The 22,529-nt window shown below is 65.7% G+C and carries 25 protein-coding genes; 9 read left to right on the forward strand and 16 right to left on the reverse strand.

The features are described 5' to 3' along the window. Positions 1–10 precede the first annotated feature (10 nt). The 4 genes from Q0982_RS12845 to Q0982_RS12860 form a co-directional block, all read right to left on the reverse strand. Complete coding sequence (locus tag Q0982_RS12845) at positions 11–1,033, reverse strand: carbohydrate ABC transporter permease (RefSeq protein ID WP_299396163.1); 1,023 nt, start codon at positions 1,031–1,033, stop codon at positions 11–13. 387 nt (positions 1,034–1,420) lie between these two features. Further along, positions 1,421–2,326, reverse strand: coding sequence for a hypothetical protein (locus tag Q0982_RS12850; protein WP_299396165.1), 906 nt, complete (start codon positions 2,324–2,326; stop codon positions 1,421–1,423). Positions 2,327–2,531: 205 nt separating this feature from the next. Beyond that, positions 2,532–3,440, reverse strand: a complete 909-nt coding sequence (locus Q0982_RS12855) for a hypothetical protein (protein ID WP_299396168.1) — start codon at positions 3,438–3,440, stop codon at positions 2,532–2,534. 194 nt (positions 3,441–3,634) lie between these two features. Continuing rightward, entirely contained in the window at positions 3,635–4,534 is a 900-nt protein-coding gene (locus Q0982_RS12860) for a hypothetical protein (RefSeq protein ID WP_299396169.1), read from the reverse strand. Positions 4,535–4,852: 318 nt separating this feature from the next. Between Q0982_RS12860 and mtnK the strand changes: the two genes are divergently transcribed. Continuing rightward, positions 4,853–6,166, forward strand: coding sequence for an S-methyl-5-thioribose kinase (gene mtnK, locus Q0982_RS12865; protein WP_322097017.1), 1,314 nt, complete (start codon positions 4,853–4,855; stop codon positions 6,164–6,166). 13 nt (positions 6,167–6,179) lie between these two features. After that, complete coding sequence (locus tag Q0982_RS12870; protein WP_299396172.1) at positions 6,180–6,605, forward strand: hypothetical protein; 426 nt, start codon at positions 6,180–6,182, stop codon at positions 6,603–6,605. On the opposite strand, the gene Q0982_RS12875 is transcribed toward Q0982_RS12870, so the two are convergent. Further along, entirely contained in the window at positions 6,580–8,007 is a 1,428-nt protein-coding gene (locus tag Q0982_RS12875; protein ID WP_299396173.1) for an FAD-binding oxidoreductase, read from the reverse strand. The two genes, Q0982_RS12870 and Q0982_RS12875, sit on opposite strands and share 26 nt — an antisense overlap. A 143-nt stretch (positions 8,008–8,150) precedes the next feature. Between Q0982_RS12875 and Q0982_RS12880 the strand changes: the two genes are divergently transcribed. Next, a complete protein-coding gene (locus tag Q0982_RS12880) occupies positions 8,151–8,939 on the forward strand; it encodes a helix-turn-helix domain-containing protein (RefSeq protein ID WP_299396175.1) in 789 nt (262 codons plus the stop codon). On the opposite strand, the gene Q0982_RS12885 is transcribed toward Q0982_RS12880, so the two are convergent. Together Q0982_RS12885 and Q0982_RS12890 are read right to left on the reverse strand one after the other, a co-directional pair. Next, a complete protein-coding gene (locus Q0982_RS12885; RefSeq protein ID WP_299396177.1) occupies positions 8,912–9,196 on the reverse strand; it encodes a DUF1330 domain-containing protein in 285 nt (94 codons plus the stop codon). The genes Q0982_RS12880 and Q0982_RS12885 overlap by 28 nt on opposite strands. Positions 9,197–9,291: 95 nt before the next feature. Next, on the reverse strand, positions 9,292–9,717 hold the full coding sequence (locus tag Q0982_RS12890; RefSeq protein WP_299396179.1) for a globin family protein: 426 nt from the start codon (positions 9,715–9,717) through the stop codon (positions 9,292–9,294). Between the two features lie 286 nt (positions 9,718–10,003). Between Q0982_RS12890 and Q0982_RS12895 the strand changes: the two genes are divergently transcribed. Beyond that, positions 10,004–10,867, forward strand: coding sequence for a LysR family transcriptional regulator (locus Q0982_RS12895; protein ID WP_299396182.1), 864 nt, complete (start codon positions 10,004–10,006; stop codon positions 10,865–10,867). A gap of 24 nt (positions 10,868–10,891) precedes the next feature. Here Q0982_RS12895 and Q0982_RS12900 read toward each other — a convergent pair whose 3' ends face one another. After that, complete coding sequence (locus Q0982_RS12900) at positions 10,892–11,308, reverse strand: globin family protein (protein WP_299396184.1); 417 nt, start codon at positions 11,306–11,308, stop codon at positions 10,892–10,894. A 267-nt stretch (positions 11,309–11,575) separates the two neighbouring features. On the opposite strand from Q0982_RS12900, the gene Q0982_RS12905 reads away from it, so the two are divergent. Continuing rightward, positions 11,576–12,424 (forward strand): phytanoyl-CoA dioxygenase family protein, encoded by an 849-nt coding sequence (locus tag Q0982_RS12905; protein ID WP_299396186.1) that lies wholly within the window; start codon positions 11,576–11,578, stop codon positions 12,422–12,424. 159 nt (positions 12,425–12,583) lie between these two features. On the opposite strand, the gene Q0982_RS12910 is transcribed toward Q0982_RS12905, so the two are convergent. Continuing rightward, complete coding sequence (locus Q0982_RS12910; protein ID WP_299396188.1) at positions 12,584–12,997, reverse strand: DUF1761 domain-containing protein; 414 nt, start codon at positions 12,995–12,997, stop codon at positions 12,584–12,586. A gap of 128 nt (positions 12,998–13,125) precedes the next feature. Then, positions 13,126–13,773 carry a LysE family translocator gene (locus Q0982_RS12915; RefSeq protein WP_299396190.1) on the reverse strand — a complete coding sequence of 216 codons (648 nt, stop codon included), beginning with the start codon at positions 13,771–13,773 and terminating at the stop codon, positions 13,126–13,128. Between the two features lie 166 nt (positions 13,774–13,939). Between Q0982_RS12915 and Q0982_RS12920 the strand changes: the two genes are divergently transcribed. Continuing rightward, positions 13,940–14,800: a DUF2189 domain-containing protein gene (locus Q0982_RS12920; protein ID WP_322097018.1), complete on the forward strand. Its 861-nt coding sequence runs from the start codon at positions 13,940–13,942 to the stop codon at positions 14,798–14,800. Positions 14,801–14,843: 43 nt separating this feature from the next. On the opposite strand, the gene Q0982_RS12925 is transcribed toward Q0982_RS12920, so the two are convergent. After that, a complete protein-coding gene (locus Q0982_RS12925; RefSeq protein ID WP_299396192.1) occupies positions 14,844–15,800 on the reverse strand; it encodes an SRPBCC family protein in 957 nt (318 codons plus the stop codon). 139 nt (positions 15,801–15,939) lie between these two features. Here Q0982_RS12925 and Q0982_RS12930 point away from each other — a divergent pair, with 139 nt between their 5' ends. Further along, the gene (locus Q0982_RS12930; protein WP_299396194.1) at positions 15,940–16,749 is read left to right on the forward strand and encodes a helix-turn-helix domain-containing protein; all 810 of its coding nucleotides are present in this window, start codon (positions 15,940–15,942) and stop codon (positions 16,747–16,749) included. Between the two features lie 172 nt (positions 16,750–16,921). On the opposite strand, the gene mtnA is transcribed toward Q0982_RS12930, so the two are convergent. The 4 genes from mtnA to Q0982_RS12950 all read right to left on the reverse strand — a co-directional run bounded on the left by mtnA (position 16,922) and on the right by Q0982_RS12950 (position 19,782). Beyond that, entirely contained in the window at positions 16,922–18,022 is a 1,101-nt protein-coding gene (gene mtnA / locus Q0982_RS12935; RefSeq protein ID WP_299396197.1) for an S-methyl-5-thioribose-1-phosphate isomerase, read from the reverse strand. Between the two features lie 71 nt (positions 18,023–18,093). Further along, positions 18,094–18,789, reverse strand: a complete 696-nt coding sequence (locus tag Q0982_RS12940) for an MIP/aquaporin family protein (protein WP_299396199.1) — start codon at positions 18,787–18,789, stop codon at positions 18,094–18,096. 7 nt (positions 18,790–18,796) lie between these two features. After that, on the reverse strand, positions 18,797–19,306 hold the full coding sequence (locus tag Q0982_RS12945) for an arsenate reductase ArsC (protein ID WP_299396202.1): 510 nt from the start codon (positions 19,304–19,306) through the stop codon (positions 18,797–18,799). Positions 19,307–19,404: 98 nt separating this feature from the next. After that, positions 19,405–19,782 carry a helix-turn-helix transcriptional regulator gene (locus tag Q0982_RS12950; RefSeq protein ID WP_299396205.1) on the reverse strand — a complete coding sequence of 126 codons (378 nt, stop codon included), beginning with the start codon at positions 19,780–19,782 and terminating at the stop codon, positions 19,405–19,407. A 182-nt stretch (positions 19,783–19,964) separates the two neighbouring features. Here Q0982_RS12950 and Q0982_RS12955 point away from each other — a divergent pair, with 182 nt between their 5' ends. Further along, positions 19,965–21,200, forward strand: coding sequence for an acetate/propionate family kinase (locus Q0982_RS12955; protein WP_299396207.1), 1,236 nt, complete (start codon positions 19,965–19,967; stop codon positions 21,198–21,200). Between the two features lie 31 nt (positions 21,201–21,231). Continuing rightward, complete coding sequence (locus tag Q0982_RS12960) at positions 21,232–22,122, forward strand: TIGR01459 family HAD-type hydrolase (RefSeq protein ID WP_299396210.1); 891 nt, start codon at positions 21,232–21,234, stop codon at positions 22,120–22,122. Positions 22,123–22,212: 90 nt separating this feature from the next. Here the strand turns inward: Q0982_RS12960 and Q0982_RS12965 are convergent. Further along, positions 22,213–22,529, reverse strand: a 317-nt coding sequence (locus tag Q0982_RS12965) for a hypothetical protein (protein ID WP_322097019.1), incomplete at its 5' end; no start/stop codon positions are given.

The following is a 22,529-nucleotide window of genomic DNA, read 5'->3' on the forward strand; positions in this document are numbered from 1 at the left end:
CGAAACACCATCACGCGAACCCCTGGGCCTTCAACACCTTCTTCAGGTACTTCAGGAAGAGGGTGATGAGCACGGCGGAAACGATAAAGATGACGATGGCATAGGCCGCCGCCTCGCCGATGGCGAACTCGCGGATGCCCCGCTGGAAGGCGATGTAGGCCGGAAGTTCGGAGGACTGGGCCGGCCCGCCCGAGGTCATGATGAACACAAGATCGACGAATTTGAAGGCGTCCATGAAGCGCACGATGAAGGCGATGGCGATCACCTCCTTCAGCATCGGCAGGGTGATGCGCCTGAGCGTGGTCCAGGCGCCGGCCCCGTCGACCCGCGCCGCCTCGTAGACCGCCGGCGGCAGGGAGACGCGCCCGGAATAGACGATCAGAAGCGGCAGCGCCGTCCAGTTCCAGACATCGGCGATGATGATGGTCCAGAGCGAGAGCCCGGCGTTGAACCACTCGATGTGCTGGTCGATCAGCCCCAGGTTAAGCAGCGCCTGGTTGATGGCGCCGTTGGAGGGAGTCAGCAGGAACTTCCAGAGCACGCCGACGATCGAGGGCGGCAGCATCATCGGCAGCACCATGGCGATCAGCAGAACGACGCGCAGGAAGTTGCTCTTCACCAGCTCATAGAGGATGAGGGCGAGGATGCTGCCGAGGATCACCTGCAGACAGGCGCCGAAGGTGAGGTAGATGCCGAGGTGGACCACCGAGTCACCGAAGCGGTCGGAGTTCAGCACCGTGGCGAAGTTCTCGAAACCGATGTAGTTCCAGTTGCCCTGAAACAGCCGCATCATGTTGGTGTCGTGCAGCGCATGGTAGAACATCCAGACCGTCGGATAGACGACGATGCAGAACAGCACCAGCACCGGCAGGCCGACCAGGGCAATGGGCACCCAGCGCGCGACGATCAGGTTGGCGCGCGGCTTGCGCGTCGTGAACCACTCCGGGTAGGTCGCGGGGTCGTTCCGATCAAGCGGCCCGGCCGCCTCAGGCTGGGAACCGGGAAGTTCCGCCGCCGCGGTGGTCTCCGCCATCAGGCGCACACCGGCGCTAAAGAGGAGTCAAAACGTCCGAATGCTGCAGGGTCTGTTCTGCGACTGGCCGCGCAATTCCCAGCGCAATTCATCGTTGCACAATCGATTGCAGAATGGACCGATACATCCCCCCACGTGGCCGCGGCTGCAATAGCCTGCATGCCCTCTGTCCTCCCCGGTGCTTTCTTTTTGTTCGCGTTCCGTGCCTTGCGCGGCGTCTTGCGACACCGGGGATATCATTCTTCGTCCCTGTAGCCGAAGTCAAGGGACCAAGGCCGGCCGCTGTTCACCGTGGCGGCAAGACAAGGGCGCCGGCGCTCCCCGCTTTTCGAGGGAGGCGCCGGCGCGGCGGGCCCGGTGCGGAGGCCCGCGACAAGGATCCGGAGGTCAGTCGAAGCTGGGTTTGGGCGCCATGTTGATGCCGCCGGGCCCGCCCTTCATGCAGGACACCTTCATCGGCACCCACTTGGACTTGACCTGATACTTGCCCGTTACGGCTACCATGTACTTGCGATCCACCGAGCTGTTGAAGGTGTAGTACTTGTTGAAGTAAGCGATACCGTTGTTCTGGATCGTGGCGTTGACCTGCTGTGTGTTGCCGTCGTCGCGGTAAAGCCAGAAACTGATCTTCTGCTGGTCGTTCTTGTTGGTCTTGAGCTGCGCCTGCAGATGCGCCTTTACCTTGCAGGCACCCGGGAGCCGTTTGTAGGTGACCGTCAGGTCGATGCCCTTGATCTCCAGCGGCTCCGGCAGGCAGACGATTTGGACCGGAACGGAGGCATAAACGGCTCCCTTGTCGTCAGAGTCGGGATTGATCAAGGAAACCGACCGCACCCAGAGCTTGTACTTCAGGCCGGGCTTGATGGTCTTCTTGACCAAGGCGTCCGGGTCGCCCTCCCGCTTGCAGATATCGCGCCCGAGCTTCTCAAAGACCAGAAGTTCGGCACGCTCGACCTTATGAACAATTGTCCGATCGAACTTCTTCAGCGAGACGTTGCCGCTCCCGAAGACCTCTTTGTTCGTATCCGTGTTTTCGACCATCCAATACTTGATCCGGGATGCGCCCTTCCTCTTCGCTTTGGCGCGGAACTTGACGGTGCCATCGGACTGCCCTCCCTTCGCCAGCTTGTACTGACCGTTCTGGGGAACAAACACCAGGGACGGCAGCTTGTTTGCCGGGCTCGCGACAGCCGAAAGCGACATATCCTTGATGTAGTCGGCGGCTTCGGCCGGGACGCCAAGCGCGGCCGTGGCCGCAAGGGCGAGCAGCGTCGACTTCAAGATCTTGACCATGGGGCGCTCCCAGAGCGTGGCTTGCCCCGGCGGTGTAAGGCATGGGTTGAAACCTGCCCCGAAGGGCCCTCTTGCGCATGGGTCGAAGCGGGCGCCGCCAAAGTTCAATGCGGGAGAAAGTGCCTCGAATTTCCCTAAAAAGCTGTAGGGCCGTCCACCGGCGCCCGGGGTTCCGGAGCGCCGGTGAGCAGGCGCACCATGACCGTCAGTAGTTGCTGTTGGGCTTCGGTGCGGTCTGGAAGCCGTCGGTCTTGTTGTTGCAGTTCACCCTCATCGGTACCCAGCCGCTTGAGGCGCCCGACGGGATCGTGGCAACCAGATACTTCCGGTTGGTGGGCTTCTTGAAGGTGTAGTGTTTCGTGAAGGTCACGGTCTTGGATTCGCCCGCGGTTCTGGTGACCGTCTGAAATTCGCCGTCGCCACGGTAGAGGTTGAACTTGAAGGTGCCGGGCTTGTTGGTCTTGAACTTCGCCTTCAGGGTCGCCTTCACCGGGCAACTGAGGGGCGATCCGTCAAACGTCACCGAGAGGTCGGCGTCGATTACCCTCAAGGGCTCGGGCTTGCAGATGATTCGGACGGGAACGGAAGCATGGGCGCTGCGGTAAGAACTCGCATCTCGGCCAATCTGCTTTATAAGCGCTTGCAGATCAAGCCTGTAAGTCAAACCAGGTTTGATGGTCTTCCTGATCTCCTGTTGCAGGTCGCCTTCGTCTTCACAAATCTTGCGGCCATGGTCAGCGTAGCTCTGCAGTTCGGCCGGCTTGATCTCGTGCATGATTGTTTTATCGAGTTTCTTCACGGAGAAATTTCGGACCAGAGTGATCCGATTGTTCGAAGTCTCATTGAAGAGATGATATGAGACAATCCGAAATCTCCCCCTCTTCTCCCCTTTCACACGGAACTTGATGGTGGCCTTCGGCCCGCCCTTTCCCAGAACGTATTTGCCATTCTTCTCCTGGAAAACCAGGGTCGGCGGATCGCCTACAGGTGTGGCCGAGAAGGACACGTTCTTCATGCCGCCGCTCGCCGCAAGGGCCGGGCCGCTCAGGACGCCGGTCACCAGGGGAGCCGCCGCCGTCAGAGCCAATAAGGTCATTTTCAGTAATCTGGACACGAAAAAGTCTCCCTCGTTTGAACTGCCCCGGCGGTGGAAAGGCATGGATTGAAGTGCGCCTCCAACGAGGCGGGCCTTGTTCTGTCGAAAAGGTTGGGGTTGAGGTTCAGATCCGGGATAGCGCCGGTCTGGCGCAGGGTCGAGACGGGGCGGTGCAGAGCTGCGCCGCTCCGTCTCGCAAGAAAACCCCGACGTCAGTGGTTGGTGGTGTGCGGCTTCGTCGGCGCTTTGAAGCCGTCGATCTTCTTGCCGCAGTGCACCTTCATCGGCACCCACTGGGTGGCGATGGGGTGACCGATCACCGCGATCAAATACTTGCGGTCGGCCGACTTGTTGAAGGTGTAGTGCTTGGTGAAGCTCACCTTCCCGGCACTGCCGATGGTCCGGGTGACATCCTGGGTGGCACCGTCGCCGCGGAAGATCCGGAACGTGAAGGTGCCGGGCTTGTTGCCCTTGAACTCGGCCTTCAGCGTTGCCTTCACCGGGCAGCTGAGGGGCGAACCGTTGAACTTCACCGACAGCTTCACGTCGTTTACGGCGAAGGGCTCCGGCATGCAGACGATCTTGATCGACACGGAATCAGTTTCCTTCCGGACATCGATCCTGTTCTTGTTCTTGGCCATGACATAGCCGGAGAACTCGAAGCGTACGTCCTTGCTGATCTTGACGACTTTCTCGTCCGGCTTGCCGTGCTGCTGACAGACCTTGCGACCCTTCGCCTCGAAGTGCTTCAGCTTGTTCGGGCCGATCTTCAAGGTGACCGTCTTGTTGAGCTTCTTCAGCGAGGTCGGGGCGAAGCCATGGCTGGCGATCATGCCACCCCCGGCGCTCGTCTCCACGATTTCCCAATTGGTAATCCGGGCATTCCACTTCTTTTCTGCCTTGAGGTGCAGCTTGACCTGGTAGTTCCCCGGCTTCTCCATCTCGTATTTGCCGCTCTTGGGCACGAAGACCAGCGCCGGGGGGTTGTTCAGATAGCTGTTGGAAGGACCGAACGAGTAATTCTTGATGAGTTTGATATCAGCGGACGCCGGGGCAATCAGGGCCACGGATGTCGCCAAGGCCAGCAGGCTGGCCCGAAAGAACTTGGGCACAGGGCTCTCCTAGTATTCTTAGCCTTGGCGGTGAAAGGCGTGTGGTGCGGCTTGCCCCTCGGAAGGGGTCATGCAGCATTGGTCGGCTGCCCATACAATATGGTTCAGGCCATTCGCGCGTTCGGTGAGTTTTCCCACAAGGATTAACACTTCCTGGTTTTCTACTGGCGACCGGCCGCGGACGCCAGGGGGCGGCTAAGGGATTGATGCGCAAACCTTTCCGCGTCTGGCTGGCGTCTGCGCCGCCCACTGCTATCCTGCGCCCGGCCAAGGCCGAGGCAAAAAAGATCGAGGCAGGCAAAAACGGGAGGGTCTTGCATGGTGAGCAGGGAATCGATGGGCGGGGGATCCACAGGCGGGGGTTTGGCGGTACCGGAGGGCTACGAGCCGAAGAGCGAGGCCAGCCTGGCGGCCTATCTGGCCGGCGTCTCCGCCGTTGCGGCGCACCTCGGCGGTGCGGCCGGTGACTGGCGGGTGCGGGAAGTCGGCGACGGCAACCTGAATCTGGTCTTCATCGTCGAAGGTCCCACCGGCGGCGTCGCGGTGAAGCAGGCCCTGCCCTACGTGCGCCTGGTGGGCGAGTCCTGGCCGCTGCCGCTGAGCCGCGCCCACTTCGAGCAGATGGCGCTTACCACCGAAGCGAAGCACGCCCCCGGCCTGGTGCCCGACATCCTGCACTACGACGAGACCCTGGCGCTCATCGTTATGGAGCTGCTGCAGCCCCACATCATCATGCGCCAGGGCATGATCAAGGCTGTGCGCTATCCGGGCTTCGTCGAGGCCATCACCACCTTCATGGCGGGGACGCTCTTCGGCACCTCCGACCTCGCGCTGACGGCGGACGAGAAGAAGGCCGCCATGGCCGAATTCTGCGGCAACAGCGCGCTTTGCAAGATCACCGAGGACCTGATCTTCACCGAGCCCTACAGGGTCGCCGAGAACAACCGCTGGACCACGCCCCAGCTCGACGGCATCGCCAGGGAGTTCCGGGAGGACGCGGCGCTGAAGGTTGCGGTCTCGCGCCTCAAGCTGAAGTTCCTGTCGGAGGCCCAGGCGCTGATCCACGGCGACCTGCACACCGGCTCGGTCATGGTGACGGAAGAGGACACCCGGGTGATCGACCCGGAGTTCGCCTTCTACGGGCCGATGGGCTTCGACATCGGCGCCGTCATCGCCAACCTGCTGATCAACTATTTCAGCCAGGACGGCCACGCGACGCCGAAGGACCCGCGCGAAGCTTACCAGGACTGGGTGCTGGAGGTGACCGAAGGCGTCTGGACCGGCTTCCGTACGAAGTTCCTGACACTCTGGCGCAACGGAGCGGCGGGAGATGCCTATCCAACCGCCCTCTTCGCCGACGCCGCCGGCGCTGCGGCACTGAAGGCCGAGCAGGAGGCCTACATGGACCGCCTCTTCGCCGACAGTATCGGCTTCGCTGCCGCCAAGATGATCCGCCGCATCCTCGGCCTTGCCCACAATATCGACCTGGAATGGATCGAAGACCCGGACCGCCGCGCCGCCTGCGAGACCCGCTGCCTGCGCCTCGCCCGCGACATGATGGTCAACCGCGCGAGCTACCCGACCATTGAGGCGGTGACGGCGGCGGCGCGGAAGATGCGTGAGGGCGACTGAGGCAATCCGACCGATGGCAGAGATCGCTTACAAGGACGTGGTTCCCCTGCTTCTTGAACGCTTTCCGGAATTCCGCGAAGACGAGCGCTTCAATCCCGATGAACTGGACATGCCATATTCAATCTGGGGCGGATTCGGTCGGTACATCACTGAGTTGCTCTTTGCGATTCCCGAAGGCGAACTGGACAACCACCCAATGGTCCATCGGGTGTTCGATTTCACCAATGAGATGATGAGCAAAGGCGACGAGGAAACCCGGAACATCGTCGTCATTGAGCTGTTTGAGAACTTCTACGAGCACCGCAAGACTTACGATCTGGCCCGTCGCAAACTCACTGAATCCAATCTTCCCGCACTGGAGTACCCGGCCAATTGGCTTAAGGTACCGGACCTCGACCAAAGCCTAGCGCCTCTCATCCCGGCGCCACGTTCTGGTTGATGCGGAAGAGGTTGTCCGGGTCGTAGCGGCGCTTCACCTCGGCGAGGCGGTCGTAGTTCCGGCCATAGGCCTCCCGCTCGCGACCTTCGCTCTCGGCGATGAAGTTCACGTAGGCGCCGCCGCCGGACTCCTCTGCGAGCATCCGCCGGCAGTCGTCGATCCAGGCCAGGCAGGTCTCGTCGTCGCCGGGGTCGTCCCAGCGCGCGCCGGGGCTGAGCACGAAGGCCGCATCACGGTGGGGATAGGCCGTGGCGTCTGGCGCCACGTCGTTGATGGCGCCACCGACCTGGGAAATCGTGACGTCCGACTGCGGCGTCGGCAGCGTCTCTCCAAGGCCGACGATGCGGTCGATCACCTGCGTGTCTAGGCTGTCGAAATTGGCCGAGGTCCAGTAGTTGCGCAGACCGTGCGCGTACATCGGGTCGAGCAGCGACTGTGCCGCGGTGAAGGGCCGGGCCATGACTGCATCGGCGGCCGGTTCGCCGAAGCCGCGCAGCGGCGCCAGCGCCGCCTCCCCTTCGGCCGCCGCGCCGGCGTAGCACTGCATCACAGAAACCATTTTCGTGCCGTGGTAACGCGGGTCCAGGAAGGGCAGCGGCGGCGCGGTCATCAGGCTGGCCCAGGCACAGGCCGCACGCGGCAGGGCCGGCGCCATCTCGGCGTAGTTGCGCAGCACCGCCGCCGCCTGATCCAGCGGATAGAGCGTCGGCCCGAAGAGCACCTCCGGACCCACGGGATGAAGCCGGAACTCGAAGCCGACCGCCACGCCGAAGTTGCCGCCGCCACCGCGCAGCGCCCAGAAGAGATCGGGGTGGTCCTCCGCAGAGGCGCGGAGCAGCCGCCGCTCCGCCGTCACCAACTCGACCGAGAGCAGGTTGTCGGCGGTCAGGCCGTACTTGCGCGACAGCCAGCCGAAGCCGCCGCCGAGCGTGAGGCCGGCCACGCCGGTGTGGGAGATCACGCCGCCCGGCGTTGCAAGCCCGAAGGCCTGGGTCTCGCGGTCGAGGTCGCCCAGCAGGGCGCCGCCGTGCACCCAGGCGCGCTTCGCCTTCGCATCGACCCGGACGGCCCGCATCTGCGAGAGATCGATCACCAGGCCGTCGTCGCAGAGCGCCGAGCCGCCGATGTTGTGGCCGCCGCCGCGCACCGCCAGCGGCAGGCCGTGGTCGCCCGCGAAGGTCACCGCCTCGATCACGTCGGCAACGCCGGAACAGACGGCGATCAGCAAGGGCCGGCGGTCGATCATGGCGTTCCAGACGGCGCGCACAGCTTCGAAGTCAGCGGCCTGGCGGTCAACCAGGCGCCCCCGCAGGCGCGTGGCGAAGGCCGCCACCGCCGCGGCATCAAGGATGCGATCCGAGGAGTCCGCAGCCGAGGCCTGCGGGCGCAATGAAGGGGTCATCGGGTGTGCCTCCGTGGCTCGGGGTGCGCGGCTTTGGCGGCAGTCTGTCCATCCTCAGGTCCGCAAACTACTCCTAAATCTGGAGTGGACGACGGCTCCGCCTCGGCGCATCCTGGCCAGGCCGCAGCAAAGAGGAGGCCCTCATGACCCGTGGATACGGGCAGTACTGCCCCCTGTCCCTGGCCTGCGAGGTGCTGGGGGAGCGCTGGTCCATTCTGGTGCTGAGCCGCCTCATCGACGGCTGCCGCCGCTTCAACGAGATCCATCGTGGCGTACCGCGGATGTCCGCCAGCCTGCTGTCACAGCGCCTGGCGCAGCTCGAAGACGCCGGCATCGCAGAGCGCCGGCCGCTGCCGGGCGGGCGCGGCTACGAGTACTTCCCGACCGAGGCCGGCTGGGAGTTGGAGCCGCTGATCATGGACCTTGCGGTCTGGGGTCAGCGCTGGGCCCGCGACATGACCGCAGAGGACCTCGACCCCGGCTTCCTGGTCTGGAGCATGCACACCCGCCTGAACACCGAAGCCATGCCGCCGGGCCGCACGGTCCTGGCCTTCGAGTTCACCGGCGCCCCCGCCGACATCAGACGCTTCTGGCTGGTGAACAGCGACGGCAAGGTGGAGATGTGCCTGAAGGATCCGGGGCACGAGGTCGACGTGAAGGTGATGGCGGACCTGCGCCTCTTCATCGAAGCCTGGCGCGGCCTGCGTTCCCTCAAGGGGGAGATCGCCAAGGGCAGCATCCGCCTGGAAGGCCCGAGCGCCAAGAAGCGCGCCCTGCCCAACTGGCTGATGCTCTCCGCCCTCGCCCCTTTCGAGCGGCAGCGCCCCGGGCGGGAGCGGGACCTGGCGCAGCACTCGCAGACGCTGCGCGGCAAGTCCCGATCCAAGAGCGGTCGGTCGGGCGCTCAGGCGCCCTCGACGATGGAGACGTGACGCACGGAGGAGCGGCCTGAGAAGGTCAGCGCCTCTGCATACTCCGGCGACTCGTAGCAGCCGACGGCCGCCTCGAAGGTTGGGAACTCCGCCACCACGTTGCGGGCATGGTCCGTGCCTTCCTTGGTGACATGGCGTCCTCCGCGGGCGAGAAAGCGCCCGCCATGGGCCTGCACGACCTTGCCGGCGCGCTTCACATACTCGCCGTACACGTCTTCGTCGGTAACGGTCACATGGGCAATCCAATAGGCGACCATTGAAAGTCCTCCTGGTCTTGATGAACACGAAAAGGAAAGGCGCGATCGCAGCCGGAGCAGCGAGGCGCCGGAATGGAGTTCACGCGTTATAGAGATCAGGCTCTGGCCGCCTGCTGCTCGGCAGCGGCGCGCATGGTCTCCGCGATCAGATCATAGGCGGTGGTCCAGGCTTCCTTGGCTTCCGGAGTCCAGTCATCGCCCAGGCCCTGCTCCAGGGCCCAGAGCAAGGCGGCGCCGACAGAGTCATAGTGGGAGTCGGAAACACCGTAGTCGGCATGGCGGCGCCCGAGGTCCTGAAGCACGGGTGCCAGGCCCTCAAGATTGTCCAGGCCGCCGATGGCCGCGTTCAACGTCTGCAGCAGCTTCTGGCGCTGCAGGGCCATGTCGGTGCCGGCAAAGAGCTGCTCGGCGGCAGGGTCGATTTCGAACAGGCGGTTGTAGAACAGGCGGGCGGCGGTATCGCCGATCGGCAGCACTTTCTGCCAGGTCGCACGCAGGGTTTCAACGTGTTGCGGGGTCATTGGTTCGCTCCAACAGTCCTCAAAGTGTAGAAACCGTGCGGCGCCGCGATCCTTCCTGCCTCTCATGCGGGGAGGCCGAATCGCGGACCGGCTTCTGCGTGAATACAATCCTTAGAGTAACAGCAAAGCGGCGCCTCTGGCCTCCCTCAAGAGTCCGGTCGCTCGGGCCCTTTCGGATGATCTTCCCAAGCAGACTGTTTAGGACGCCGCGCCGAGGTGGGTTTACCAGCCCTCATACATCACATAAAATGAATTTATATGATTAAATTGTTCTTCAAATGAGATAATGGATCTATCCGATCTCAGGATCTTCCGCGCCGTTGTCGAAGAAGGCGGTATCACCCGGGCCGCCGAACGCCTGCACCGCGTGCAGTCCAACGTCACCACCCGGGTGCGGCAGCTGGAGGACGATCTCGGCGTCGCGCTGTTCATCCGCGAGGGCAAGCGCCTGCACCTGGCGCCGGCGGGCCGGGTGCTGCTGGACTACGCCGAACGGCTTCTGGACCTCGCCGCGGAAGCCCGCGAAGCGGTGCAGGATTCGCGGCCGCGCGGCACTTTCCGCCTCGGCTCCATGGAGAGCACGGCGGCGGTGCGCCTGCCCGCCCCCTTGAGCGCCTACATCAAACGCTATCCGGAGGTGAACGTTGAGCTGCGCACCGGCAACCCGGTGCAGTTGGCCCGCGCCGTTCTCGCAGGGGAGTTGGACGCCGCCCTGGCCGCGGAGCCCATCGCGCCGGAACAGTTCGATCAGATCCCGGTCTTCGAGGAAGACCTTGTCCTGATCGCCGCCGAGAGCCAGCCGCCGATCATCCCGGGCGAAGCGGCGCCGCGCACCATGATCGCCTTCGAAAACGGCTGCCCGCATCGCAAGCGCCTGGAGGACTGGTACGAGGCCCGCGGAGAAACCCCTGCGCAGACCCTCCAGCTCGCTTCCTACTACGCCATGCTGGGCTGCGTGCTGGTGGGCATGGGAATCACCCTGTTGCCCAGGAGCGTGCTGGCCACCTATCCGGAGCGCAAGCGCCTTTCCCTGCACCCCCTGCCCGAAGGCCAGAACAAGGCCTGGACCCTTCTGTTCTGGCGCAAGGGGGCAGGGTCGCCCAAGATCGAGGCGCTGGCGGAAGTCCTCACGGCAAAGGCCAGCCGTTAGGCCGCCTCTCTTAGGCCGCTTCTCTTAGGCCGCTTCTCTGGCCGCCTCGATCATGACCTCGGCGATCAGCGCATAGGCCGCGGCCCAGGCTTCTCTGGCGTCGTCATTCCAGCAATTGCCCAGCCCCCTCTCGAGCGTCCACAGCAGGGCGGCACCCACGGTGTCGTAATGCCCTTCGGTCACGCCGTAGCCGGCGTGACGCCGCCCGAGATCCTGCAGCACCGGCGTCAGGGCCTCGGGCGCTTCCAGGCCGGCCACCACATGGCTGATGGCCTGCATCAGCTTCTGGCCCTGCTTTTCCATGTCGGTCTTGGCGAAGAGGGGTTTGAGGGAGGGGTCGATCTCGAACAGGCGGTTGTAGAACACCGTTGCCGCCGCTTCGGCGATGGGTGCGATCTGCCGCCAGGTTTCCTTTATCACTTGCTTCTGTGTCGGGGTCACCGGAACTCTCCAAATACAAACGGATGTGGGCGCAGGGGTCCCGGTCCCGGGACCCGTTGCGGGCTCTGCGGCAGGGCGGTTTCAGCCGGGTAAGGCTGCAGCCGTAGTCTTAAGTCGCGGCGACCCGTACAAAGGTTCACAGAAAAGACCCAGACCGCGCCCCACAGGCCCGAACTGCCGGCCCGAACTGCCGAATCAAGATTTCGGGCGGGCTTCGTGCTATGCAGGGGACCGGAGCGTCAGATCGCAGGGGACAGCCCGGACCAGATGGACCCGGAACCGATGAACCAGGACCATGCCGCACAGTTCCGGGCCGAGGGCTATGCCGTGGTCCACGGTGTCTTCGACGCCGCCGAGGTGGCGGTCATGGCGGCGGCCTTCGACCGCATTCACGCGCGCGCCCTGGCCGGCGGCCGGAGCTGGCGCGACCGCAACACCTTTTTCCGGCTGGCCGACGACCCCAAGGCCGGGCGGGTGTTGCGCCTCGCGCAGTGGCCCGGCTGGATCGACGAAGACCTGGAAGCGGTGCGCCGCGACCCGCGCCTGCTAGAGATCCTGGCGCCGCTCATCGGCCGCGACCTGAAGCAGATCATCAATCAGTTGCACTGGAAGCCGCCGGGCGCCGCGGCGGAGTTCGGCTTTCATCAGGACTCGCGCTCCCGCCGCCCGCGCGAGGCCTATCGCGACCTCGCGGCCTCCTACGTGCAGACAGGAATTGCCGTCGACCCGCAGAGCGCGGAGAACGGTGCCATGGTGGTCTGCCCCGGCAGCCACCGTCTGGGGGAACTGCCCTTCGACCCCGACAGGCCGTCGATGCACGAGGCGCTCGACACCGCCGACCTGACGCGTCTCGGCGTCGACACGGCGAACGTCCGAACCCTGGAGATGGCGCCGGGCGACGTTGCCCTCTGGCACGTGCACAGCCTGCACGGCTCCGGCCCCAACCGTTCGGCCATGGACCGGCGCTTTTACATCAACGGCTATGTCGTCGCGGAGAACTGCGACCGCGGCGAATGGGCCTTCCGCGACGGCCAGCCCTGCCCCCTGGAAGGCGAGCAGAGCCTGGTCCACTACGAGGAGCTCTACACCAACCCCGGCCCCATGTTCGTGGACTGAAAGCCTGCCAGCCTTCCGCTTCACGGAAGACAACACCCCCTCACCCTCCCGCTGACGCGGGCCCCTCCCTCTCCCCCCAAGGGGGCGAGGGTCAAACGAGACCCGTCGGTTTTCCCTCTCCCCTGGGGGAGAGGGTCGGGGTGAGGGGGGACGGCACACTCACAGCCCGAACAGTCCGATGACGAGGCCCTGGATCAGCAGGACGCCCAGCCAGTGGGCGCCGTCGATCAGGGTGAGACTGCGCCTGGCGCCCTGGAAGCCGTGGTTCACCACCAGGGTGGTGGCGACGAAGCCGAGCCAGACGAAAAAGGCGGTGGTGAGGCCGCCGAGGGCCCCCATGCCGACCGCGCCGAGATGGCCCATGACGCCGGCCAGCATGAAGGCCATGATGAGCTGTGCGAAGGCGGTCACGCCGTAGATCACCGGGCTGGCACCGGCCTTGACCTCTGCCTCGGTCTTGCCCAGGGCCGCCATCCAGGGCTTGGCGAGCGCCATGTAGTAGGCCGCACCGAAGGCGTAGCTGGCCACCATGGCCACCACCACCGCCAGATAGTTGATCCCTTCGAAGGCCATGCTCCCCTCCCCCGGTTTTGGGCCGTTCCCCCGCGCCCGCTACTTCATCGTGTCGCGACCGCGACGTGCTCCTTGTCGCGTCGCCACGGCGACGTGCTCTTTATCTCGCCGCTACCGCGACGTGCTCTTTACCGCGCCGCTACCGCGACGCCGGCCCCCACCATCAGGCCGCCGGTCACACGGTTCAGCCAGCGCTGCGCCCGGCTGCTCGTTATCGCCCGTCCCGCCCGGGCGGCCAGAAAAGCATAGACGCCCAACACGGCGAACAGAACCGCGGCGACCACGGTTCCGAGCAGCAGCGCGTCGCCCGGGGTCAGCACCGCCAGGTCGACAAAGGTCGGCAGGAAGGCGCCGTAGAACAGGATGACCTTGGGATTGCCCAGTGTGACGAGAAAGCCCAGTGCAAGGGACCCACGGTGAGAGGCCTGGGGCCTCGGCGAGTCGGGCGGTCGTCGCTCCGCTGCCGCGTCACGGCGCCACAGCGCGATGCCGAGCCAGACGAGATAGGCCGCCCCCAGCCACTTCACCACCAGGAAGAATTCGCCGAGGACCGCCGCCAGGGCGCTCAAGCCCAGGATCGCCAGGGCGAGAAACAGCAAATCGCCGAGAACCAGCCCCGCCGTTGCCGCGAGCCCCGCCCCGAACCCCTGGCTCATGACACGCGCCACCACGGCCAGAAAGCCCGGCCCCGGGGTCAGGGCCAGGACCAGCATGGCGGCCGTGAAGGCCAGGAAGGTCTCCAGAGACATCGTGGGCAGCAGGTCGGCAGCCGACATCGGCGTAAGGGCTCCTCAAGCCAGGGGTTCGCGCCTATGCTTAGCAGAGAGCAGCCTGTCTGAGGAGGGGGACCCGAAAGGCAGCGGTTAGCCCGTCGCTTTCATCCAGACGGAACCTTGATCCAGATCATGGGACGGTTGTGGCCGCTGGCCTAGGAAGGAGCGCATGAGCCAGGATCAGGACCCCGCCATCGCATCAGGCGATGGCCCCCCAAGCGATAACACCGGGCAGCCCGTGACCGCGGCCGAGATGCCCAAACCCGCACCGCGTGTCCAGACCATCACCGCCGGCGACGTCGTCGACGCCCTGGGCCGCGGCCTGGGTGACTTCCGCGCCGCGCCGCTCTTCGGCCTGTTCTTCGGCGGCGTCTACGCAGTCGGCGGCATGATCATCGTGCTCTGCGCGCTGGCGCTCGGCGTCGGCTACCTCTCCTATCCCCTGGCGGTCGGCTTTGCCCTGATCGGGCCGTTCGTCGCCGTCGGGCTCTACGAGGTCAGCCGCCGGCGGGAGGTCGGCCAGGAACTGGACTGGAAAGGCGTGCTCGGCGTAATCGTCGCCCAGCGCAAGCGCGAGCTCGGCTGGATGGCCTTCGTCAGCCTCTTCATCCTTGTGGTCTGGATGTACCAGGTGCGCATCCTCATCGCCCTCTTCATCGGCCTGCGCGCGCCGACCACCATGACGGAATTCGTCTCGGTGGTGCTGGGCACGCCGGAGGGCCTGACCTTCCTTGCCGTCGGCCACATCATCGGCGCCGCCATGGCGCTGGTGCTGTTCTCGCTGACCGTGGTCTCCTTCCCGCTGCTGCTGGAGCGAGAGATCGATTTCGTCACCGCCATGATCACCTCCATCAAGGCCGTGGTGGCCAACCCGCTGCCGATGATCGGCTGGGCCTTCGTGATCATGATCCTGCTGCTGGTCTCGATCGGGGCGTTCTTCCTCGGCCTCTTCCTGACGCTCCCGATCCTCGGTCACACCACCTGGCATCTCTACCGCAAGCTGGTGGCGCCGGAGAGTCCGGCGACATAGGGGCGGGAACTGCGCTTACGCCGCCCCCGCCACACCGCCATCTTCAGGCGCTTTTGCGCAGGCTCGGCTGCGCCCAGTCGGCGCGGGTCTCCTCCTGCATGCGCGCGCTCCAGCGGGCCAGCAGACGGTCGCAGACCGGCAGCAGCACCGCGACCAGCAGGCGCAGCTTCAAGGCATTCAGCAGCCCGGGCCGTGGGCGGACCACAAAGTCCATGCGCAGGATCACAGCCTCGTCCTCCGGGATCATCGACCAGCGCCCGGCGAGGTGCTGCAGGGGATAGGGATAGTCTGATGCCGCGGTATCGACGACAAAGGCGAAGGCCTGACCCTCTTCCCATAGTGTGCAGCGTTCGGTCCAGGACCCGCCGGCGGTGTCGCTGCAGCGGCGCACCATGCCGAGGCCGCGGCCCCGCAGAACCTCGACCCAGGCGATGTTGTCGGCGACCTCGGCATAGCCTTTCTGATCCGCCATCACCCGCCAGACGACGGCGCTGGGGGCATCGACCGACGTCTCCGCGGAGATATGAAACTCCCCGGCATCATGAGCCAGCGTGATCTTCGCCGTGCCCTGGTAGACCTGCGAGAGGGCGAAGCCCTGCAGCAGGGCGAAGTCCAGCGCCAGCAGCGCCGCCACGGCGATCGTCCAAAAGCCCGCCGTCGTCAGGCCGTCGCCCGCCGCCGCCAGCAGAACGGCTGAAGCGGCAACCCAGAGGCCTTCCAAGGCGATCACCGTCCGCGCCAGCGGCACAGAGAGGGGCCGCCGCTGCGCCGCCCACCAGCAGAGCGCGGCGAAGGCCAGCACATCGATGCCGACAAGGCGCAGCAGCCAGGCGGTCGAAAGGCCGAAGACCGCCTCGGCATGGGGCGTGATCCAGGCGGCCAGGCTGCCGCCGGCCACGACCATGATCAGGCCGGCGGCCAGGGAGAGGACGGCATTGGTCTTCAGGACCGCGCGCAGCAGCCCGTCGTTGGCCTCGTAGCGGTGCATCTTTGCAGACATGGGAGAGTTCCTTTCTGCCGATAAGTTTGGTTTGCTCCTCATTTCGGCGGCAGACTGTCCGGCGGCGCGGCCGGCGGCAATTACCTGGCAGGTAATTGCGGCTTGCACGGAGCCCCGCCAGACTTCAGGAATGACAGCGATGACCGCCCTGAGCCGCAACGAGAGCTTCCCCCACCGCCTGAAGGCCTGGCGCCAGACCCGGCGCATCAGCCAGCTCGAGCTGTCGCTGCGCTGCGACGTTTCCCAGCGCCACCTCTCCTTCCTGGAATCCGGCCGCGCGCGGCCCAGCGAGGGCATGGTGATCAACCTGGGCGAAGCGCTCGACATCCCTCTGCGGGACCGCAACGCCCTGCTGCTCGCCGCCGGCTTCGCACCGCGCTACCGGGAAAGCGACCTCTCGGAACCGGAGATGCTGGCGGTCAGCAAAGCGCTCGACCACCTGCTGGAAAAGCACGAGCCCTATCCGGCGCTGGTGATCGATCACATGGCCAATCTGCACCGGGCCAACCAGGGGGCCGTGCGCCTGATGGCGCTGCTGATGGCCGAGGCCGGTGCGGACCACGCCGCCGGCGGCCGCCCGAACCTGCTGCACGCGCTCTTCAGCCCTGATGGCCTGCGCCCCTACATCCGCGATTGGGAGAAGGTGGCCCACTTCCTGCTCTGCCGCCTACGCGGCGAGTCCATCGCCGCCGGCGAGCCGCAGGAGATGGAGGATCTGATCGCCGCCCTCACCGCCTACCCCGGCGTCCCGGACGACTGCCCGCTGGAGATCCCCGGCGAGTGGCGCGCGCCGGTGCTGACCACCACCTTCGAAAAGGACGGCCACTGCCTCAGCTTCTTCACCACCATCACCACCCTGGGCACGCCCTTCGACGTGACGCTACAGGAGGTGCGGGTCGAGCAGTTCTTTCCCGTGGACGCGGAGACGGAAGCGTTTTTTCGGCGTTAGCGGGACCAACGCAATGAAGCCAAGGTGCCGTAGCCATCCTTCGAGACAGCCCCTACGGGGCTTCCTCAGGATGAGGTGAAGTCCCATGCGAGCAAAACCGACCTCATGCTGAGGAGGTGCAAAGCACCGTCTCGAAGCATGGCTGCGCCAAGGCCGCCAACTCTACAGAGCTTTACGAACCCACCCGCTCCGGGAACAACGCAGCCAGCCCTTCGGGCGAGGCCGCGGCGACGCCGCGCTCGGTGATGAGGCCGGTGACGTAGCGCCGCGGCGTCACGTCGAAGGCGTAGTTGGCCACCGGGCTGCCGTCGGGAGTGATGGTGACGGTCTCGATAGCGCCGGCGGCCGTGCGGCCGGTCATCTGCGAGACCTCCTCCCCGCTGCGCTGCTCGATGGGGATTTCCGTCACGCCGTCGTGCACGGTCCAGTCGATGGTGGGCGACGGTAGCGCCACGTAGAACGGCACGCCGTTGTCGTGGGCAGCCAGCGCTTTCAGGTAGGTGCCGATCTTGTTGCAGACGTCGCCGGAGGCGGTGGTGCGGTCGGTGCCGACGATGCAGAGGTCGACCTGGCCGTGCTGCATGAGGTGGCCGCCGACGTTATCGGCGATGACGGTGTGGGAAACGCCGTGATGGCCAAGTTCCCAGGCGGTCAGCGAGGCGCCCTGGTTGCGCGGGCGGGTCTCGTCGGCCCAGACGTGGATCGGAATGCCCTCCTCGAAGGCCATGTACATCGGCGCCGTGGCCGTGCCCCAGTCGACGGTGGCCAGCCAGCCGGCGTTACAGTGGGTGAGAATGTTCACCGGCTCCCCCGCCGGCTTCTTCGCCGCGATCTCGGCGATGATCTTCAGGCCGTGGCGGCCGATGGACTGGCAGATCTCGACGTCTTCGTCGCAGATCTCCGCCGCCCGCTTGTAGGCCGCCGCCAGACGCTCGCCGCGCGGCAGGTTGCGCAGCGCCTCGCGCATCTCGTCGAGCGCCCAGCGCAGGTTCACCGCGGTCGGGCGGGTGACGATGAGCTGGTCGTAGGCCTTGTCGATGCCGGCATCGCTGTCGTCGTCGCGCAGCGCGAGACAAACGCCGTAGGCCGCCGTGGCGCCGATCAGCGGCGCGCCGCGCACCAGCATCGCCTTGATGGCATGGGCGGCATCGGCCACCGTCTTCAGGGTCACGGTTTCGAAAACGTGCGGCATCTTCGTCTGGTCGATGATCTCGACCGACCAGCCGTCGTCGTTTACCCAGATGGTTCTGTAGGGCTTGCCGTCGACCTTCATGACCCTGCCTCGCTCTTGACGCCTCTCAGTGCCGGCATCCTAGAACGTCATCCCGGCAAGGGCCAGGGCAGCTACTCCGCAGCCTGTTTCTGTGCCGCCTCGGAACCTTTGGGGGCCAGCAGCCAGCCGAAGACCAGCGTTGCGGCGACGGCGCCGACGAGCTGGGCGGCGATGAAGGCCGGTGCGTCGACGGGCCGGATGCCGGAGAAGGTGTCGGTGAAGCTGCGCGCGATGGTGACCGCCGGGTTGGCGAAGGAGGTGGAGGCGGTGAACCAATAGCCGGCGGTGATGTAGAGCCCGACGGCATAAGGCACCGCCTCGGCACGGAAGCGTACGCAGCCGAGAATAGTCGCCACCAGACCGAAGGTGGCAACGAACTCCGCGAACCACTGCGCCGGGCCGCTGCGCAGCTTTTCGGAGACCTGCAGCAGCGGCTCCTCGAACATGGCGTGGGCGATCAGCATGCCGGCGAGCCCGCCCAGGATCTGAACCGCGACGTACAAAGCAGCCTCGCGCTTCTCCAGCTTGCCCTGCATCAGAAACGACAGCGTCACCGCCGGATTGAAGTGGGCGCCGGAGAGCGGCCCGAAAATCAGGATCAGCACGGCCAGGATCGCGCCGGTGGCAATGGTGTTGCCCAAGAGCGCGATGGCCGTGTTCCCGCCGGCCAGGCTCTCGCCCATGATGCCGGAGCCGACGACGACGGCCAGCAGGAAGGCGGTGCCCAGAGCCTCGGCCGCGAGCCGGCGGGTCAGGTCGGGGGTCATGATCGCGTCAGGCCGACTGCGAGAAGTTCGCCGCCATCTCGTCCAGGCGCTTCTGCAGGCTGAGGCTGTCCAGGGCGGTGATGGGCAGGTTGACGAAGATGTCGGCGCGGTTGTGGATCTGGCCGTAGACATCGGCGAAGACCTGGCGCTTCTCCGCGTCCGAACCCTCAGCCGCCGCCGGGTCCTCGAACGGCCAGTGCGCGCGCATCGGCGCCCCCGGCCAGACCGGGCAGACCTCGCCCGCCGCGTTGTCGCAGACCGTGAAGACGAAATCCATATCAGGCGCGCCTTCGGCCGCGAAAACGTCCCAGGACTTGCTGGCCAGATGGTCGGTCGGGTGATTGAGGCTCTTCAGCAAGTCCAGCGCATAGGGATGGACGCGGCCCGTCGGATGGCTGCCGGCGCTGTGCGCCTTGAAGCGGCCGGCGCCGAGACGGTTGAAGATCGCTTCCGCCATGATGCTGCGCGCGGAATTGCCGGTGCACAGAAAGAGCACGTTGTAGATCTTGTCTGACATGATCGCAGTTCCTCCCGATGGGGTCTTGGCGCCGGGGGCGGCCCCAGCGCCGGGGCGACACTCCTCTTTGCGGCCGTGTTCGGCCTTCCCTCTTCGCCTTACCCGCCGGATGCCGGATCGGGCGCGGGTGTCCGTTCCGCCTCCGGCACCTCGCCCGTCGTCCCCGGCAGCAGATCGCCGCAGACCTCCGGCCGGCCGTGGCAGCAGTCCTCCAGCAGGAACCCCAGGAGCGCGCGCATGGCGCCGAAGTCCGCGGCATAGAGGATCTGCCGGCTGCGCCGCTGCGAGACCAGCAGGCCCGCGCGCTCCAACTGGGCAAGATGAAAGGACAGAGTGGCCGGCTGGACCCCCAAACGCGCGGCCAGGACGCCGGCCGCCAGTCCCTCCGGCCCTTCGCGCACCAGGATGCGGAAGGCATCGAGACGGGTGGCCTGGGCCAGGGCTGCAAGGGACTTGATGGCGGCTGCGTTTTCCATAATTTGATAATTATAGAATTATTGAAATATGGCAAGCCGAAGAAATAAGCGATATGACAAGGGTGGGGTAGCGGCTCGACGCCGCCGGCGCCGGGCCCTTGGGAGAAACAGGCCGATCCGTGCTTCCCACTGCCGTCCACGGTTGGTGCGGAGCGTGGACGCCTATGCTTGGGTAGGGTCAGGTGAGCGAGAAGCAGAGAGCGATCCTGGTGCTGAACGCGGGCTCGTCCAGCATCAAGCTGTCGCTTTTCCCGGAGTTCGCGGAGGGCGGCGACACCCCTCTTGTCCAGGGGATGATCGAGGGGATCGGGACGGCGCCGCGTTTCGCCGCCACGCTGGCAAACGGCACGGAATGCGACCCGCCGGCGTGGGACGGCGGAGCGGAGCTCGGCCACGACAGCTTCTACGCCTTCCTGCTGGACTGGATCGGCGAACATCTGCCGGGTATCGAACTGGCCGCAGCCGGACATCGCGTGGTCCACGGCGGCACCGGCTTTGAGAAGCCGCAGCTTGTCGACAAGACCGTCCTGGCGACCCTTGAGAGCCTGGTCCCCCTGGCGCCCCTCCATCAGCCGCACAACCTCTCGGCCATCCGCGCGCTTCAGAAGCGCAAGGCGGACCTGCCCCAAGTCGCCTGTTTCGACACCGCGTTCCACCGCTCGATTCCCGAACTCGATCAGTTGTACGGACTGCCGCGCGATCTGGCGCAGGAAGGCCTGCGGCGCTATGGCTTTCATGGTTTGTCGTATGAGTTTATCGCCGGCGCTTTGCCGAATTATGACACTTTTGCTGCGACGGGCCGGGCGATCGTCGCGCACCTCGGCAACGGCGCCAGCCTCTGCGCGCTGCGCAACGGCCGCAGCCAGGCCTGCACCATGGGCTTCTCGACCCTGGACGGGCTGATCATGGGCACCCGCTGCGGCAGCCTCGATCCGGGGGTGCTGCTGTACCTGATGCGGGAAAAGGGCATGGACGCGGACGCGCTGGAACACATGCTCTACAGACAGTCGGGCCTTCTCGGCCTGTCGGGGATCAGCAGCGACATGCGCGCGCTCTTGGGCAGCAGCAAGGCGGAGGCACGCGAAAGCGTTTCCCTGTTCTGCGACCGGGTGGCGCAGAAGATCGCCGCGCTGGTAGCCATGCTGGGCGGCCTCGACGCCCTGGTCTTCACGGCCGGCATCGGCGAGCGCTCTCCCGAGATCCGCCACGCCATCGTCCGCCGCCTGAACTGGCTGGGGATCGTCGTCGACGAGGCCGCCAATGCCGAGGGCCGCGCCCGGATCAGCGCCACGGAAAGCAATGTCGCCGTCTGGGTGATCCCGACCAACGAGGAACTTATGATCGCCCGCCACAGCCGCGCGGTTCTGGCCGCATCGGGCACTGCAGCGCCTGACATGACGGCATCAGGCTTGGCGTGACGGCCACCGGATACGGTATAACGGCGGCGCGATGACTTCTCCTGAACTGCTGGACGGCCTCGGCGCTGCGGCGGCGCGCTTCGACGCTTTCGTCCTGGATCAATACGGCGTGCTGCACGACGGCACCATGCTCTACCCCGGTGTGCTCGACTGCCTCCACGCCCTGCGCGACGCAGGCAAGCGCGTTCTGATTCTTTCGAACTCGGGCAAGCTGAAGCAGCCGAACGTCGACCGGCTGGCCGGCCTCGGCCTGCCGCCCGCGCTCTACGATGACTTCATCACCTCGGGCGAAGCCACCCGTGCCTACCTCGGCAACGGAGCCGATCCGGCGCTTCGGCGGCGGCAGCAAGACGGGCCGCTGCGCTGTCTGATCCTTGGCGGCGCGGCGGAAGAAGCGCTACTGGAAGGGCTGCCGGTCACCATCGTCAGCGCGATCGAAGAGGCCGACTTCATGCTGCTGGCGAGCTTCGGCGAGGCCGCACCGTCGACGCTCGACGCCTTCTCCGGCATCCTGGAGCAGGCCGGCGCCCTGAACCTCGCACTGGTCTGCGCCAACCCGGATGTCCGCGGCATCACGGTCGACGGGCTGAGGCCGGCGCCCGGCGCCCTGGCGCGGCGCTATGAAGAGACGGGCGGCACGGTCATCTATGTCGGCAAGCCTCATCCGCTGATCTACAGGACCGTACGCCAAGCCCTGGCGCCGATGCAGGCCGGCCGCATGCTCGCGGTCGGGGATTCGCTGGCCCACGACATCGTCGGCGCCGCCGGAGCCGGCATGGCCAGCGCCCTGATCCTGCAGGGCATTCACAAGGACGAACTGGGGCTACCAGGGAAAGACGGGGACTTCGACGACCGCCTCGCCGCACTGAGCGCACGCTACAGGGCAAAGCCCGACATCGTCCTGCGCAGCCTGACCTGGTGAGGCGGCACCGGCTCCCGAGAAGATGACGACGAAAAGGGCGGCCACTGCCTGACCGCCCTTTCTTGGACTCACTGCCGCTGAGCAGAAGCGTTAGCCGCTCTTGAAGCGGCTGCGCATCGCCATGTCCACCCGCGACGACATGTCCACCCGCGACGACATGTCGACGCGCGATGACATCTCCGAGGGTCCGGTGGTCTTTCCGGCGGTCATGTTGCTGGAACTGCCGATGGCCGCATCGAGAAGGATCTCCTCCAGCCAGCCGCTTGTGATCTGGATCCGCACCGAAAAGTCGACCTTATCGTAGGACCACATCCTGACGCCTTCCAGGAAGCGCTCGTCCTTCATCTCGACGCCGACCTTGCCGATGTGGAGGTCCGGCTCGTTGATCTCTTCCCCTTCCCCATGCA

The organism is Pelagibius sp., assembly GCF_028281305.1.
Taxonomy (GTDB): domain Bacteria; phylum Pseudomonadota; class Alphaproteobacteria; order Kiloniellales; family Kiloniellaceae; genus Pelagibius.